We start from the raw sequence: 15,870 nt of genomic DNA, 5'->3' as shown, positions 1-15,870 counted from the left end.
CGAAAACAGCATGGCGTCTGCCCCTTGGGGCAGAGTCAAGGCTCAGCAGAATGGGTGGTACAAAACGATCTGTGGCGAACCGGATTTTTGTGGCGAGCGCTTGTTGTGGCAAGCCTGCTCGTCACAATAAGCCTGCTCGCCACGGGGGGTGGTGTCGGCCCTTAATTGATGGGTATTTCGCCGGCCCACACCTTCGGCCGTCGAGCCGTCCAGGGCGACGCCTGCTCCAATTGCGCCCCCAACCCCAGCAACAACCCTTCACAACCAAACGCGCCCATAAACTGCATGCCGATCGGCATCCCATCGTGCATGCCCAAGGGCACGGACATCGCCGGGCTGCCGGTCACATTGGCCAGTGCGGTGAAGGGCGAATGGGCAAACACCCGTTGCATCCAGCCTCGGCCGTCGAGCTGTTCCTGGCCTTGGTTGTAGTCGCCGAGTTCGGGCGCCAGCCCAGGCAGTGTGGGTGACAGCAGCACGTCGTAGCGTTGGAACAATTGCCCCATGCGGCGGGCGACGAGGTTGCGCTCCCACAGGGCGCCGAGCAGGTCGGTGGCGTGCAGCAATTTGCCCAATGCATACAAGCTCAGGGTCGCGGGTTCCAGGTACTGGGCGCTGGCCTCGCGCCCGGTAGCGGCGGCGATGGCATCGATCCAGGCGGCGGTGTTGGTGGACCAGAAGCGCGCGTTGAGTTCGACGAAGGCGTCCCAGCTCAAGCCGATATCCGGCTGGATTTCTTCGATGTGATGGCCGAGTGCTTGCAACTGCCGCGCCGTGTTCTGCAGGGTCTGTTGCACCGCCGGGTGCAGCGCCTGGCCATTGAGCGGGCGGGTTTGCAGGGCGATGCGCAGGGCTTTGGGTTCACGTTGGGAAAGCCCCGCAAAACTGTGCTGCGGTGGCGCAATCTGGAACGGATCGCCTGGTGCGGCGCCGTGGATGGCGTCCAGCAGGGCCGCACTGTCGCGCACCGAGCGGGTCAACACGCCGTGTACGGCCAGGCCGCTCCACACTTCATCAACGTCCGGCCCCATGGGCACGCGGCCGCGGCTGGGTTTGAGGCCGAACAGGCCGCAGAGTGACGCCGGTACGCGGATCGAGCCGCCGCCGTCAGTGGCGTGGGCCACCGGCACCATCCCGGCGGCCACGGCGGCGGCGGAACCACCGCTGGAGCCGCCGGCGCTGCGTTGCAGGTGCCAGGGGTTGCGCGTGGGGCCGCACAGGCGGCTTTCGGTGGTGGTGCTGGTGGCGAATTCCGGCGTGGTGGTGCGGCCCAGCGGCAACAGGCCGGCGCGGCGAAAGCGTGTCATCAGTTCGGAGTCTGCCTCGGCGGTGCAGCCCAGGGCCAGGGCGCTGCCCAGTTCGTTGCGGCGCCCGGCGGCGCTGATGCCCACGTCCTTGAGCAACATCGGCACGCCATGAAAGGCGCCGGGTGCTGCGGGTGGTTCGTCGTCCCAGGTGTCCACCAGGGCATTAATCTGCGGGTTGAGGGTGGCCATGGCGTGCAGTGCGGCGCGGCGCACTTCATCGGCGCTGACGGCTTTGGCGTGAATCAGGCGCGCCAGGCCGGTGGCGTCCTGGGCAGCGTATTCGGACAGGTACATGGGTGGCTCCAAACGGGTATGATGGATACTCTTCGGTATCGCACGATACCGATTAGTATCATGCGATACTCATGGGTATCGCTGTCAAGCGGAGATTCTGCATGCGTGTGCAACAAGCCCCTCAACTGCCGCCCCGGGAGCGTATTGTCGAGGCCGCGCAAAGCCTGTTTGCGCAGCAGGGCATCACCCGCGTGAGCGTGGATGCGATTGCCGCACTGGCCGCCTCGACCAAGATGACGGTGTACCGGCATTTCGAAAACAAAGACGCGCTGGTGCTGGAATGGCTGCAACGCCTGACCGAAAGCTACAGCGAGGTGCTCGACAGCCTGGCGCAGCAATACCCCGACGCGCCCCGTGAGCAGTTGCTGGGCTTTACCGGGTTTATCGTGGATGACCTGCAACGCGCCGGTTATCGCGGCTGCCCGTTTACCAACAGCCTGGCCGAGATCCCTGAGCCGGATCACCCGGCACGCCAATTGATCGAGGCGCACAAGCAACGCCAGTTTGCGCGGGTGGCCGCGTTGTGTGAGCAATTGGGCGCGCAAGCGCCGCAGGCATTGGCGCAGGAGCTGTCACTGTTGATGGAAGGCGCGCAGGTAGTGGCGCAGAACAAAGGGTTTGATCAGGTGGGTGAACGGCTGATGCACATGGTGCGCCAGCGGCTTTGAGGAGCGCGAACGCATGAGCATGATTGAAATCAGCGACCAACCCAACCCAGAGGCCGAGCGCCTGCTGGGCGATGGCCTTGCCGCGTTCAATGAGGCCGTTACTGGCGGCAATGATCGTCGGCCGTTGATGGTGTTGCTCAAAGACCCGGACACCCAGCAGATCCTGGGTGGCATCACGGGCAAAACCACCCTGGGCATGGCCTTCCTCGACCTGTTTCACTTGCCCGACTCGCTGCGCGGCTCAGGTCTGGGTAGCCAATTGCTGCAGGCCTTCGAAAACGAAGCACGGCGCCGAGGTTGCCGGAATGCGGTGCTGTACACCATCAGCTTCCAGGCACCGGGTTTTTACGAGAAACAGGGGTGGGTGCGGTTTGGTGAAATACCCTGCCAGCCCGAAGGCAGCAGCCGGGTGTTTTTGTCCAAGCAGCTTTAGCTGACGCCCCCGGCGGTCTGTGCAATGATCGCAACTCGCCTCAAGGGATGGAGCCACCGCCATGTCGCTGAACACACCCTCTCACCCCGCACACGCGCCGCGCTTCTGGCGTGATGAGCGCTTGCCGTTTATCGAGGCGCGCACCATCGCCGACGGGCGCAAGGTCACTTACACCCGGCACGCCCACGAGCATTTTTCCATCGGCGCCATCACCCGTGGGCGCAGTTATTACCACTATGGCGTGCAGACCTTCGAGATCAGCGCCGGCACGGTGGTGTTGATGAACCCCGGTGATGTGCACGCGTGCAACCCGATCCACGACCAGCATTGGTCGTATCACATGATTTACCTCGACACACCGTGGCTGACAGACCTGCAATACCAGCTGGGTTTCAGCACAGATCAGGGTTATCGGGCTTTCACGACCCCGCACACCCGCGACCCGCTGTTGTACAACGGCTTGCTCGAGCTGTACGGGATTTTGCTGGATGAGCAGGCCGAACTGCTGCAAAAAGAGAGTGCGCTGGTGAGTTATTTCACCGAAGTTCAGCAGCGCCTGAACCCGTCGTTGGCGCCGCTGCGTGAGGTCAACCACAAGCTGGAGCGCGCCGCCGAGTACATCCGCGCGCACTGCACCGAGGCGTTGAAGCTGGAGGATATTTGCCTGGCGGCCGAGCTGTCGCCGTCGTACCTGATCCGCGCGTTCAAACAGTATTACGGGCTCACGCCCCATGCGTTTCTGGTGAACCGGCGCATTCAGTTTGCCCGCACGCAATTGCGCAATGGCGAGCTGATCGCCGATGTGGCGCTGGCCGCCGGGTTTGCCGACCAGGCGCATTTTCAGCGCACCTTCAAACTGCATTTTGCCGCCACGCCGGGGCAATACCGCGACTTGCTCAAGCCATCAGCAAATAACCCACACTGGCCACCAGCAACGCGGCCATTGAGCGGTTGAACAGGCGCACACCTTGCGGGTTACTCAGGTAGCGCCGCAAGAAGGTTCCGGCGTAGGCCCAGCACGCCACCGACAGGTAGCAGATCACCAGGTACAACCCCGCGAACAGCCACACTTGGCGCGCATCGCCATCGGCCACGAACAAGCCCATGCCCGCCACGCAGGCCAGCCAGGCCTTGGGGTTGAGCCATTGCATGATCGCGCCGTAGAGCATCGACGGCGCGGTGGCGGTGCCTTCGGCGTCGAGTCGGCCATCGTCAACCGCGAGTTTCCAGGCCATGTACAGCAAAAAGGCGACCCCGCCCCACTGGATCAACTGGGTGAGGATCGGCCAGCGCACCAACACTTCATGCAGGCCCAGGCCGATCAGCACCAGCAGCAAGGTAAAACCGACGGCGGCGCCGACTACGTGTTTCTGGCTGGCGGCAAAGCCAAAGCGCGCGCCGGAGCTGAGCGCCACCACATTGACCGGGCCGGGGGTGATAGACGTGGCCAAAGCGAAGGCGGCCATGGAGAGGATCAAGCTCATTGCAGTTCCTTTTGGTGATGCCGAGTGACGATGGCTTCACGGTAAAGGGCTGAACGGCGGTGGTATTGAAGAAAATGCCCCTGACGCCTTGGAGGCTTTGCCTGAGAGCGTTTCAGGTCGCCATGTTGTTATGGCGAGCAGGCCGGTTGTGGCGAGCAGGCTTGCCCTGCGTTGGGCTGCGAAGCAGCCCCAGCTTTTTCTGCCTGACTCACCGCACCGCCTGGATTGGGGCGGCTTCGCCACCCAACGCAGGGCAAGCCTGCTCGCCACAACAAGCCTGTTTTCCATAACAAGCCCGTTTGCCACAACAGCCTGCTCGCCACAATTGCCCAGTCGTTATGCCGCTGGCACCTGCGTGATGATGTCTCCCAGGCCCAGCACCCGGCCATCCTCGGACACGATCTCGACCTTGCGCAGCGGCTTGAGCAAGCGCGCATCCAGCAAGTGGGTGGCGCCATCGGCCGGCTGCGTGAAGGTTTCGCCCCATTGCGCCAGGGTTACCAGCACCGGCATCAGCGCGCGGCCTTTGTCGGTGAGTTGATATTCGCTGCGCGCCCCCACTTCGCTGGTGTGCAGCAGGCCTTGTTCGACCATGTCCTTGAGGCGCGTGGCGAGGATGTTTTTCGCCACGCCCAGGTGTTTTTGGAAGTCACCAAAGCGCGTCACCCCTGCGTAGGCGTCGCGGATGATCAACAGCGTCCACCAATCCCCCACCACGTCGAGCGCGCGGGCGACCGGGCAACAGTCGCCTTCCAGGCATTTGCGTTTCATCGTCGGGCCTCCGGGCAATCAGAAATATTAGGTTGCATTATAGGACCAACAAGCCCAACATAAAAACGGTTTCATTATTAAACCTAATTCGTCACCTGGAGTGCATCATGGATATTCGTGGAAAAGTGGTGTTGGTTACCGGTGCCAATCGTGGCCTGGGTAAAGCGTTTGTCACCGCGCTGCTGGCAGCGGGTGCGGCCAAGGTGTATGCCGGTGCACGTGACCCGGCCAGTGTGGATATCCCCGGCAGCACGCCGATTGCCCTGGACATTACCGACCCGGCCAGCGTGCAGCGCGCCGCCGAGCAGTGTGGCGATGTGAGTGTGTTGATCAACAACGCGGGCTGGCTCAAGTACGGCTCGTTGCTGGCCGAAGACAGTGTCGAAAACCTGCAGCAGCACTTTGAGGTGAACACCTTCGGCACCCTGCGCCTGAGCCGCGCGTTTGCGCCGATCCTGGCCAAACAAGGTGGCGGCGCGCTGATCAATATCCTCTCGGTACTGAGCTGGCTGAGCCCGCCAGGCTCCGGCGGCTACAGCACCTCCAAGTCGGCGCAGTGGGGCCTTACCAATGGCCTGCGCGGTGAGTTGCGCGAGCAGAACACCTTGGTGATCGGCGTGCACCCGGCCTACATCGACACCGACATGGTGGCGGATGTGCAGGCGCCGAAAAGCACGCCGCAGGAAGTGGTGGCCATTACCTTGAAGGCATTGAGTGAAGACCGCGAAGAAGCGCTGATCACCGACATGACCCACGCGGTAAAAGCTTCGCTGTCCACCGACAGCCCGGTGTATTTGAGTCATTGAGCAAGCAGCAGTGCGCGCCGAACCCGGTGCGCCCTTTTCAACTGAAACAACTCAGTCTGAATGTGGGAGCAAGCCCGCTCCCACATTTAGATCGCTTTACATCCCGACGATATGGCGTTACGGCCTCACAACCCGCGGTTACGCAGCCATTGCAAAAAGCCTTTCTTGACCGGCACCACCGGCGCGTCCTGGGTCAGGACTTGCGCGGCGTGCAGGCGGAAATCCAGCAGCGCTTTCATCGCTTCGCTGATGTCGTGGCGCGCGTCCAGGCAGGGTTTGAGGTACTCATTTTCGATGCGATACAGCGTGCAGAAGGTCTTGGCGGTAAAGTCCGCCAACGCCGCTTGATCGGACAAAACCCCCGACTCGCCAATCACTTCGCCCGGCCCCATGCGCCCGGCTTCGAACGTGTGGCCGCCCTTGATCAGCATCACCGAAACCACGCCGGATTCGACGATAAACAAATGGTCGCTGACCTCCCCCGCCGGCAGGATCATCTCGCCGGCGCGGTAGGTGTGCAGGGTCATGTTCTGGCTGAAGGTGTCTTTTTCTTCCTGGCGCAGCGTGGAGAAAATCGACGACCGCTCCAGCAACGCCCGTGCAGACGACATCACTGGTGGCGCGCTGCTTTCAGTGGCCGACAGCACACCCACGCCCGCCGCTTGCAGGTGACGGAATGCCAGGTCGTAAAGCTGGTTACGCACTTCACGCTTTTGGCCCATGGCCGGCACGAACCCGCTGATCTCGTATTCCACGCCGCCACTGGCCGAAGCCTTGAACGCCACGCTGGGCGCGGGTTTGGCCAGCAAAGGCCGGCAACCTTGCATCGCACGCTCCAGCGCTTCGATCACGGTTTGCGGCCGCGCATGCGGGCTGACTTGCAGGCTGACCGCCAGGCCGAACATGTCCGCCGGGCGTGAGAAGTTGATGATCTTGGCCTTGGCCGCCAGGGAGTTGGGGATCACCGCCATGCTGCCCTGGGAGGTTTGCAGGCGTGTGGCGCGCCAGTCGATGTCGGTGACGCGCCCTTCGGTGCCGTCAATGGAGATCCAGTCATCCACCTGATACGGCTTGGTGGTGTTGAGCACGATTCCGGAAAACACGTCGCTCAAAGTGCTTTGCAGCGCCAGGCCGACGATGATCGCCACTGCGCCGGAGGTGGCGAGCACGCCCTTGACCGGCAGGTCGAGCACATAGGCCATGGCGGCGATGATCGCGATCAAAAAGATCACCGCGCCCAGCAGGTCTTGCAGCAAGCGCCCGCCGTGCCCGACCCGGTTCATCATCACGGTGCCCAGCAATACCGTGAGGGTCCGCGCGGCAAACAGCCACCAGCCGATCTGCAATGCCGTGGCCGCCAGGTGCAACGCGGTGTTGTCGCCATAGGGCGCCATCTGCATGGGGTTCATGCCGTCGTTGAACAGCACGGCACTGAACACCGCAAAGATCGCCAGGCGCGCCGCCAGTTTCCAGTTGGCGAGGTTGGCGGAAATAAGCCGCCACACGGCGATGTCGATAAAGATCAGCGCCACGGCGCACAGCATCGGGTGTTCAGCGATAAATGAGGGCATCCAGGCGACTCCAGGGTGTATGGCGAGAAGATCGCATGAATTGAAGATAGCGGGTATAGCGCAGCGCAAAATGTGTGTGGGCTTTGTGTGGGCGCTGGTTTTGTGTGGGCGCTGGCTTGCCTGCGATGGCATCACCTCGGTTTATCAGTCATACCGAGGTGTCTGCATCGCAGGCAAGCCAGCTCCCACACAGAGCCCGCTCACACAGGGGTATGTGGCAACCCTTGGGTCTCGCGCTTACTGGGCGCCAGTCAAAGCGTTATAGCCGTTAAACAGGTTGCGATAGCCCGGGGTAAATCAGGGGTGCATCTGACCGAACTGGCCGGACTGGAAGTCGGCAAAGGCCTGGTGAATCTCTTGCTCGGTGTTCATCACGAACGGGCCGTGGCCGACGATGGGCTCGTCGATAGGCTCGCCACTGAGCAACAGGAACATCGCGTCGTTGTTGGACTCCAGGGCGAGTTGATCGCCGTCGCGTTCGAACAACGCCAGTTGCCCTTCGCGCACCAGTTCCTGGCCATTGACCTGTACCGTACCTTTGAGCACCACCAGCGCGGTATTGCGCCCGGCGTGCAGGTCGAGGGTCACGGCCTTGCCAGCGTTGAGGCGCACATCCCACACGTCGATCGGCGTGAAGGTGCGGGCCGGGCCTTTTGCACCGGCAAACTCGCCGGCAATCAGGCGCAGGCTGCCGGCGTCATCGGCCAGGGGCAGCGCCGGGATATCGCCGTCGAGGATGGTCTGGTAACCGGCGTCGGTCATTTTGTCCTTGGCCGGCAGGTTGACCCACAACTGCACCATTTCCAGCGCGCCGCCCTTTTGGGCAAACGCCTCGGAGTGGAACTCCTCATGCAGGATGCCTTTGGCCGCGGTCATCCATTGCACATCGCCTGGGCCGATAGTGCCGCCGGCGCCGGTGGAATCGCGGTGCTCGACTTCGCCTTTATAGACAATGGTCACAGTTTCAAAGCCGCGATGCGGATGCTGGCCGACGCCACGACGGGCTTGAGTCGGGGTGAAATCGGCCGGCCCGGCGTGGTCCAGCAACAGGAATGGGCTGATGTGTTTGCCCATGGTGTCGTAGGAAAACAGCGTGCGAACCGGAAAGCCGTCGCCTACCCAATGGCCGCGAGGGCTGGTGTAGATACCGATGATGTTTTTCATGGTGTGTCTCCAAAGGCGTGAAAGCAGTGCATGAACACAGCTTAAATCCGCTACCTTTACAGCGCTAGACGGCAAAAACAGCACGTAGCGTTCTATCTGGAGAACGACATGGCCTGATTCAACCACGGTTCAAATGTGGCTTGCCTGCGATACAGACACCTCGGTCATTCAGTAAAAACGCGGTGATGCTATCGCAGCGATGCGGCGACCCGACAAGCCAGCTCCCACATAAAAGCAAGGCTACGCCGCTGCGAGCACCGCCCGGCGCTGGCGCAACAGCTGGAACGCCACAAACGCCGAAACCGCAAAGCTTGCCTGGATCATGATCATCGGCGTGGCACTGCCATCACGCAAATGGCTCAGCAACAGCCCACTGCACGTTGCGCCAAACATCTGCGAAAAGCCCATCAACCCTGCGGCCAGCCCCGCACGATGGGCGTTGGGCATCACCCCGCCCGTCACCGAGCCCGGCAACACCAGGCCGCCGCCGAGGGTGACCAATGCCACCGGAATATCCAGGCCCAGCGCCGACAGGCCGAACAGCTCGTAAACCCCCCCCGCCAGAATCCCGCCGATGGCTACCAGCGTCACGCCTATCGACACAATGCGTTGCGGCCCCAGGCGCAGGATATTGCGCCGGGTGTAGGTAGAACCCACGATCAGCATCGACACGATCAGGCCAAAATTAAGCCCGTACTCCAGGCTGCTGAACCCCAGCAGGTTGATAAATACCGCCGATGAACCCGCAATCACCGCGAACATCGCACCATAGGTGCAGGCCAACGCCACCGCGTACGCCCGATACTGGCGGCCCTTGAGCAAATCCAGGTATTGCCCGCCAAGGGTGCGCCAATGCCCGGCCTTGGGGTCCAAAAAGTGGTTGCTCTCGCGAAAGAACAGCAACGCCAACACCAGCACCACGCTGCCGATCACCAGTGCCAGCAGGATCGGCGCCTGCCAGCCCAGCAGCTTGATCAACAACCCGCCGATCATCGGCGCCACGACGATGGCGTAGAGCATGCCGATCATGGTCAACGCCAGCGCCGGCCCCGCTTCAGCCTTCCACACATCGCGCACCACCGTGCGCGCCAACACCAACGCGGCGCAGGCGCCCAGGCCTTGCAGCACGCGGGCGGCAATGAACTGTTGAATGTCGCTGACCAGCAGCATCGACAGGGTCGCCAGCACATACAGCGCCAACCCGCCGAGCAGCACGGGGCGGCGGCCGATGCGGTCCGACAGTGGCCCGAACAGCAACTGCCCAAGGCCAAAGGCGGCGACAAATGCCGACAACGCCAGCAACGCCGAACCCGCCGGCGCCGCCAGTGCCTGCTCGATAGCGCCCAGGCCGGGAATGAGCAATTGGGTCGAGACTTCACCGAGTGCGGTGAGCGCCACCAGTAAAAACAACAGGCTTCGCGAGGGGGCCGGGGCGTTCGACATAAGGAATATCCGGGGGCTGGATTAATTTATATTTCGACCATAATATGAGCAAAAATTATGTCCATAATTTTTTATCCACTGGCCACCCCTGGAGCCCGTCATGCACCCTCTTCCCCTGCGTCTTCTCACGCCCCTGGCTTTATTGATCGTCCTCGGCGGCTGCAACAGCAAGGCCGACACCGCCGCCGAAGTGCCGTTGCCGCGCCCCGTTCTGGCCGCCAAGGTAGAAGCCGCCGGCACCCAGCAAAGCGCCTACACCGGCGTGGTCGCGGCGCGCACCGAAAGCGATTTGGGCTTCCGGGTCAGCGGCAAAGTCATCGAACGCAAGGTCGACCCCGGCCAGCACGTCGCCCGTGGTGACACCTTGCTGGTGCTGGACATCGGCGACTTCGAACTGGCCCTGCGTTCGGCCAAAAACCGCGTCAACGCTGCCCAGGCGCAATTGCGCCAGCGCCGTGATGACGAGAACCGCTACCAGCGCCTGGCCAGTACCGGCGCTGTGTCGCGGCAGATCTTCGACCAGTCGGCGACCAACCTGCGCGTGGCCGAAGCCGAACTGGCCGCGGCGCAATCGGATGCCAGCCAGATCGAAAACCGCCGCACCTACTCGGTGCTCAAGGCCGACGGCGACGGCATCATCACCGATGTGCGCGTGGATCGCGGCCAAGTGGTCGCCGAAGGCCAGGTCGTGGCGCGCCTGGCCCATGACGGCGCCCGCGAAGCCATCGTCAACCTGCCGGAAAACCAGCGTGACCAGGCCGCGCAAAAAGCCCTGGCCTTCCCGTTCGGCGCACAGGACCAGGCCGTGACAGCCACGCTGCGCGAGCTGTCGGCCAGCGCCGACCCCACCACCCGCACCTACCGCGCACGCTACGTGCTGCATGGCGCCGTCGACCGTTTTGCCCTCGGCTCGACCATCACCGTGCGCCTGCAAGGCAACGGCCAGGCCCAGCAAACCCGCGTGCCCATCGGCGCGTTGCAGGATGCCGGGCAAGGCACCGGCGTGTGGGTGATCGGCGCGGACAACAAGGTCAGCTTCGCCCCCGTCAACGTCGCCAGCCTCGGCCAGGAAGACGCGCTGCTCGATAGCGGCGTAACCCCCGGCCAGATCGTCGTCGCCCTCGGCGCGCACTTGCTGCACAGCGGTGACGCGGTGCGCCTGCTGCCTGCCCAAGTGCTGGCCCTCAACCGTAAACAGGACCACTGAGCATGCGCGGCATCAACCTCTCCGAACTGGCGGTAAAGCACCGCGCCGTCACGCTGTTTCTGATCATTGCGATCCTCGCCGCCGGGATCTTCTCGTTCGGCAAGCTGGGGCGCGCCGAAGACCCGTCGTTTACCGTCAAGGTCATGACCATCACCGCCGCCTGGCCCGGCGCCACCGCCCAGGAGATGCAGGAACAAGTCGCCGACCGCCTGGAAAAACGCCTGCAGGAACTGGACTACTACGACCGCGTCGAGACCATCGCCCAGCCCGGTTTCGTGTCGATGCGCATGACCTACAAAGAGTCCACGCGCCCCAGCGAGATCCAGGACCTGTTCTACCAGACCCGCAAAAAACTCAGCGACGAAGCGGCGAAACTGCCCAAAGGCGTGATCGGGCCGTTCTTCAACGATGAATATTCCGATGTGTATTTCGCCCTGTATGCGCTGGAAGCCGAACACCTGCCCCATCGCCAGCAAGTGCAGATGGCCGAAGACCTGCGCCAGGGCTTGCTCAACCTGCCGGGGGTGAAGAAGGTCAATATCCTCGGCGAACAGGCCCAGCGGATCTTTGTCGAGTTCTCTTATGAGCGCTTGGCCACGCTGGGCATCAAGCCCGACCAGATCTTCGCCGCCCTCGCCGCGCAAAACGCGGTGGCGCCGTCGGGCTTTGTCGAAACCGCAGGCGCGCGTGCCTATATCCGCATCGACGGCGCTTTCGACAGCCTGGCGCTGATCGAAAACGTACCGCTGGAAGTCAACGGCCGCGTGCTGCGCATTGCCGATGTGGCGACCGTGAGCCGTGGTTATGAAGACCCGCCCAGCTACCGCATCCGCCATCAGGGCGACCCGGCGCTGATGCTTGGCGTGATCATGGAGAAACACTGGAACGGCCTGGAACTGGACAAAAGCCTCAAGGCCCAGGAAGCCAGAATCCAGGCGGACCTGCCGCTGGGGGTGAACTTCGCCAAGGTGTCCGACCAGGCGAAAAACATCAGCCTGGCGGTGAATGAATTCATGCTCAAGTTCTTCGTCGCCCTGGCCGTGGTGATGGTGATCAGCCTGTTGGCCCTGGGCTTTCGCGTCGGGCTGGTGGTGGCTGCCGCGGTGCCGCTGACCTTGTCAGTGGTGTTTGTGATCATGCTGCTCACCGGGCGTGAATTTGACCGCATTACCTTGGGCGCGCTGATTATTTCCCTGGGTTTGCTGGTGGACGACGCGATCATCGCCATCGAGATGATGGTGGTAAAACTCGAAGAAGGGTTTGACCGGATTCACGCCGCCACGTTTGCCTGGAGCTCCACTGCGGCGCCGATGCTCACCGGCACCTTGGTGACCATCATCGGCTTTCTGCCGGTAGGTTTTGCGCGCTCAGGCGCCGGGGAATATGCCGGCAATATCTTCTGGATCGTCGGTTTTGCGCTGATCTCGTCCTGGCTGGTGGCCGTGGTGTTCACGCCGTACCTGGGCGTAAAGTTGCTGCCGCAGATCAAACCGGTGCCGGGCGGGCATGACGCGATTTACGCCGGCCGTTATTACCAGAAACTGCGCAGCCTGGTCCAAGCCTGCGTGCGCCAACGCTGGCTGGTCACTGGCCTGGTGGTCGGCGCCTTTGTGCTGTGCGTGCTGGGCATGGGCGTGGTGAAGAAGCAGTTTTTCCCCAACTCCGACCGTTCCGAGCTGATCCTTGAGGTGTATATGCCGCCCGGCAGCGCCTTCAAAAGCACCGAGGCGGTGGCGGCGCAGCTGGAAAAAGCCTTGCTGCAAGAGCCGCAAACCAGCCTGGTCGACACCTATGTAGGCGGCGGCGCGCCACGTTTTTTCCTGTCGCTGAACCCCGAGCTGCCCGACCCGGCGTTTGCCAAGCTGATCGTACAAACCCCCGACTCCCATGCCCGCGATGCGCTGAAACTGCGCATGCGTGAACGCATTGCCGCCGGTGAATTCCCGGCAGCGCGGGTGCGCGTCACGCAATTGCTGTTTGGCCCGCCGGTGCCGTTCCCGGTGGTGTTTCGTGTGTCCGGGCCGAACCTGGATGTGCTGCGCGGGGTGTCCGAGGACGTACGCCGCGTCGTGGCGGCCAACACGCTGACCAAGGACGCTTTCCTCGACTGGGGCGAGCGCACCAGCGGCTATCGGCTGGTGCTGGATCAAGACCGCCTGCGCCTGCTGGGCTTCACGCCCAATGAGGTCAAATCCCAGCTCAACGCCCTGCTCAGCGGCAACCCGATCACCGAAGTGCGCGAAGGCAACCGCACCGTCTCGGTGGTCGCGCGCGCCCAGGGCAACCAGCGCGAGAACCTCGGCAACCTCAACAACATGACCCTCACCAACAGCGCCGGCACCTCGGTGCCGCTGGCCCAGGTCGGGCACTTCCAGGCGGTGATGAAAGAACCGATCCTCAAACGGCGCAACCGTGCAAGCACCGTGGAAGTGCGCGCCGACATCATCGACGGCGTGCAACCGCCCGACGTGGAAATGGCCGTGTACAAAGACCTGCAACCCTTGATCGCCAAGCTGCCCGCCGGTTACCAGATCGAGATCGGCGGCCCGGTGGAAGAAAGCGCCAAGGCCAACGTGGCGCTGGCGGCACTGTTCCCGATCATGATTTTGCTGACCCTCACGGTGATCATGTTCCAGGTGCGCTCGTTCGGCGTGATGTTCATGGTCTTCGCCACGGCGCCGCTGGGCTTGATAGGCGCGGTGCCGACCTTGCTGCTGTTCAACCAGCCGTTCGGGTTCAACGCGATTCTGGGCCTGATCGGCATCGGCGGCATTCTGATGCGCAACACGCTGATCTTTACCGACCAGATCCGCCAGAACCAGGACCACGGCATGGCGGTGCGCGAGGCGATTATCGAAGCCACCGTGCGCCGGGCGCGGCCGGTGATCCTGACCGCATTGGCGGCGGCGCTGGCGTTTATTCCGTTGACGCTGTCGGTGTTCTGGTCGTCCCTGGCCTACGTGCTGATTGGCGGGGTGCTGGTAGGCACCGTGTTGACGCTGTTGTTCCTGCCGGCGCTGTGCAGCCTGGTGATTGGCCGGGAGCGCACGAAGGCCGTTGAAACTTCCCACATAACCACCGGATAAGCTCTACAGAGTTGTCCTGAAAATCTCTGCAAAGTCCTTCGCCTGATCACACAGTGCGAGGGATTGCAGATGGTTTTTCCGACTTACAAGGTTGTCTTTTGATCGCCGCCACCGGCCAGACCATTGGCCTGTTGGTGCTGGCGGCCATGGACTCGAAGACGCGCGACGTCGAGTCCGTGCTTGGCGATTTCCGGCGCTGCCTCAATACCTACGATGCCTGGGCAGAAAGCTTTTTCAGCTTTTCAGCGCTGGACGTCGAGCAGGTGTTCAAGGTCGGTGACGAAGTGGCGCTGGTGGCGCCGATCAACCGTTCGATCATTCCCAGCAGTACCGTCGCCACCTGCCAGGCCAACGGCACGTTGACCCTGGTGCATATGTTCCAGAGCGCGCGCTTTGTGCCCATCGGCAATACGCCGGTGGTGCTGCAACGCGTAGACCCCAATGGCGGCCCACTGGGCGAGCCGATCCGCAAAACTATTGGCCCCAGCGGCATTCTCGAAATCACCGAATGTGATCGCAACCAGCAGTACCGGGTCAACTTTTACCCCGACGTTTCGCCTGCGCATTTCAAGGCGTTGTATGCCTCCTATCAGTCGGTGATCGCGCCGCTGGAAGGTTGGCTGCGCAGCGAGTGGAGCGGCACATTTGCGCCACTGTGGCAGGACTACTCCGAGGCCAATGTCCTCAAGCGTTACCTCATGCTGGACCAGGCTTACGCCAAAGGGTTTGGCGAGGCGCTGTACTCACTGTGGGACAGCCTCAAGCAGCTGTTTGAGTGGCTTGCACACCCGCTGGACAACGCTGAAAAGCTGCTGAGCTATCTGTCCCAGGCCGAGTTTGAACAGCTGCTGAATGTGAGCGCCGAGGCGCTTGAAAAAGGCCTGTTGGTGCTCAGCGATGAGCCGCTGTTGTTCATCTACTTGTCGGCCATGGTCAGTTGGATGCGGTTGTTGCCGCCTGCCTACATGAACGAGTTGCTGGGTGAGATCAGCGCCGACGTGCTGATTAACCTGGTGCTGGCCCTGGCCACGGGCGGTATGGGGATTGCGATACGCATGAGCGCCCAGGTGCTGGGCGGCATCAAGTCTCGGCGTGCGCGCCAGTGGTTGGAGCAACTGGCCGGACAATTCGGTAAATCTCGCCTGGGTGAGCATGTCGAGGCGGCTAAGCCGATTTTGCTGGGCAGTGCTGCGACGCCGATCAAGACCGTGCCGGTTGCGCCGCTGAAGGCTGGGGATCAGTTGGTTGCCAACCCGGTGCCGGCGGTGCGCGGCAAGACGCAGCAGACCGCGTTGGTGCGCCAGGAACCTGTGGATGATGTGCCGGCTTCGGGCAAGAACCTCAATGGCGATGCGGCGGCCCCTGCGAACAAAACCGTTACCAACGGTTGCCCCGTTTCGATGGTCACCGGCGAGGAATTGCTGACCCTCACTGATGGCACGTTGGATGGGATTTTGCCGTTCGAGTGGACACGGCTGTATCGCACCAGTGCGGTGGAAGTGGATGGCGGGTTGGGGTTTGGCTGGAGTCATTCGCTGGCGCACAGGCTTTGTGTTTCCGGCGAGTCGGTGGTGTGGACCGATCATGAAAATCGCCGCACTGAGTTTGTACTGCCTACCGCTGCTCGACCGGCGAT

General features: G+C 62.5%; 13 protein-coding genes. 7 read left to right on the top strand and 6 right to left on the bottom strand.

Annotated features, from left to right (window positions below):
* Positions 1-161 precede the first annotated feature (161 nt).
* Complete coding sequence (locus tag AOA59_RS19295) at positions 162-1,601, bottom strand: amidase (RefSeq protein WP_099488742.1); 1,440 nt, start codon at positions 1,599-1,601, stop codon at positions 162-164.
* Between the two features lie 101 nt (positions 1,602-1,702).
* Here AOA59_RS19295 and AOA59_RS19290 point away from each other — a divergent pair, with 101 nt between their 5' ends.
* The 3 genes from AOA59_RS19290 to AOA59_RS19280 all read left to right on the top strand — a co-directional run bounded on the left by AOA59_RS19290 (position 1,703) and on the right by AOA59_RS19280 (position 3,657).
* On the top strand, positions 1,703-2,269 hold the full coding sequence (locus tag AOA59_RS19290) for a TetR/AcrR family transcriptional regulator (protein WP_099488741.1): 567 nt from the start codon (positions 1,703-1,705) through the stop codon (positions 2,267-2,269).
* A gap of 13 nt (positions 2,270-2,282) precedes the next feature.
* Positions 2,283-2,702: a GNAT family N-acetyltransferase gene (locus tag AOA59_RS19285; RefSeq protein ID WP_065931523.1), complete on the top strand. Its 420-nt coding sequence runs from the start codon at positions 2,283-2,285 to the stop codon at positions 2,700-2,702.
* A gap of 61 nt (positions 2,703-2,763) precedes the next feature.
* Positions 2,764-3,657, top strand: coding sequence for an AraC family transcriptional regulator (locus AOA59_RS19280; protein WP_099488740.1), 894 nt, complete (start codon positions 2,764-2,766; stop codon positions 3,655-3,657).
* Here AOA59_RS19280 and AOA59_RS19275 read toward each other — a convergent pair.
* Positions 3,599-4,186, bottom strand: a complete 588-nt coding sequence (locus AOA59_RS19275; protein WP_099488739.1) for a LysE family translocator — start codon at positions 4,184-4,186, stop codon at positions 3,599-3,601. The two genes, AOA59_RS19280 and AOA59_RS19275, sit on opposite strands and share 59 nt — an antisense overlap.
* Before the next feature lie 336 nt (positions 4,187-4,522).
* Complete coding sequence (locus tag AOA59_RS19270) at positions 4,523-4,957, bottom strand: helix-turn-helix domain-containing protein (RefSeq protein WP_099488738.1); 435 nt, start codon at positions 4,955-4,957, stop codon at positions 4,523-4,525.
* Between the two features lie 107 nt (positions 4,958-5,064).
* On the opposite strand from AOA59_RS19270, the gene AOA59_RS19265 reads away from it, so the two are divergent.
* Positions 5,065-5,763 carry an SDR family oxidoreductase gene (locus AOA59_RS19265; protein ID WP_099488737.1) on the top strand — a complete coding sequence of 233 codons (699 nt, stop codon included), beginning with the start codon at positions 5,065-5,067 and terminating at the stop codon, positions 5,761-5,763.
* Between the two features lie 125 nt (positions 5,764-5,888).
* On the opposite strand, the gene AOA59_RS19260 is transcribed toward AOA59_RS19265, so the two are convergent.
* The 3 genes from AOA59_RS19260 to AOA59_RS19250 form a co-directional block, all read right to left on the bottom strand.
* Positions 5,889-7,334: a mechanosensitive ion channel domain-containing protein gene (locus tag AOA59_RS19260; RefSeq protein ID WP_099488736.1), complete on the bottom strand. Its 1,446-nt coding sequence runs from the start codon at positions 7,332-7,334 to the stop codon at positions 5,889-5,891.
* A 297-nt stretch (positions 7,335-7,631) separates the two neighbouring features.
* Positions 7,632-8,498, bottom strand: a complete 867-nt coding sequence (locus AOA59_RS19255; RefSeq protein ID WP_065931518.1) for a pirin family protein — start codon at positions 8,496-8,498, stop codon at positions 7,632-7,634.
* A 240-nt stretch (positions 8,499-8,738) separates the two neighbouring features.
* Positions 8,739-9,941, bottom strand: coding sequence for a multidrug effflux MFS transporter (locus AOA59_RS19250; RefSeq protein ID WP_099488735.1), 1,203 nt, complete (start codon positions 9,939-9,941; stop codon positions 8,739-8,741).
* Positions 9,942-10,041: 100 nt separating this feature from the next.
* On the opposite strand from AOA59_RS19250, the gene AOA59_RS19245 reads away from it, so the two are divergent.
* The 3 genes from AOA59_RS19245 to AOA59_RS19235 form a co-directional block, all read left to right on the top strand.
* The gene (locus AOA59_RS19245) at positions 10,042-11,148 is read left to right on the top strand and encodes an efflux RND transporter periplasmic adaptor subunit (protein ID WP_099488734.1); all 1,107 of its coding nucleotides are present in this window, start codon (positions 10,042-10,044) and stop codon (positions 11,146-11,148) included.
* Between the two features lie 2 nt (positions 11,149-11,150).
* Positions 11,151-14,234 carry an efflux RND transporter permease subunit gene (locus tag AOA59_RS19240; RefSeq protein WP_099488733.1) on the top strand — a complete coding sequence of 1,028 codons (3,084 nt, stop codon included), beginning with the start codon at positions 11,151-11,153 and terminating at the stop codon, positions 14,232-14,234.
* A 146-nt stretch (positions 14,235-14,380) separates the two neighbouring features.
* Positions 14,381-15,870: DUF6531 domain-containing protein (locus tag AOA59_RS19235; RefSeq protein WP_256593069.1), on the top strand; the 1,490-nt coding region annotated here is incomplete at its 3' end.

Origin of the sequence: Pseudomonas sp. 2822-15, assembly GCF_002742515.1 — a bacterium.
In the GTDB taxonomy this organism is placed as follows: domain Bacteria; phylum Pseudomonadota; class Gammaproteobacteria; order Pseudomonadales; family Pseudomonadaceae; genus Aquipseudomonas; species Aquipseudomonas salomonii.
This window is presented reverse-complemented; position numbering and strand designations above follow the sequence as displayed.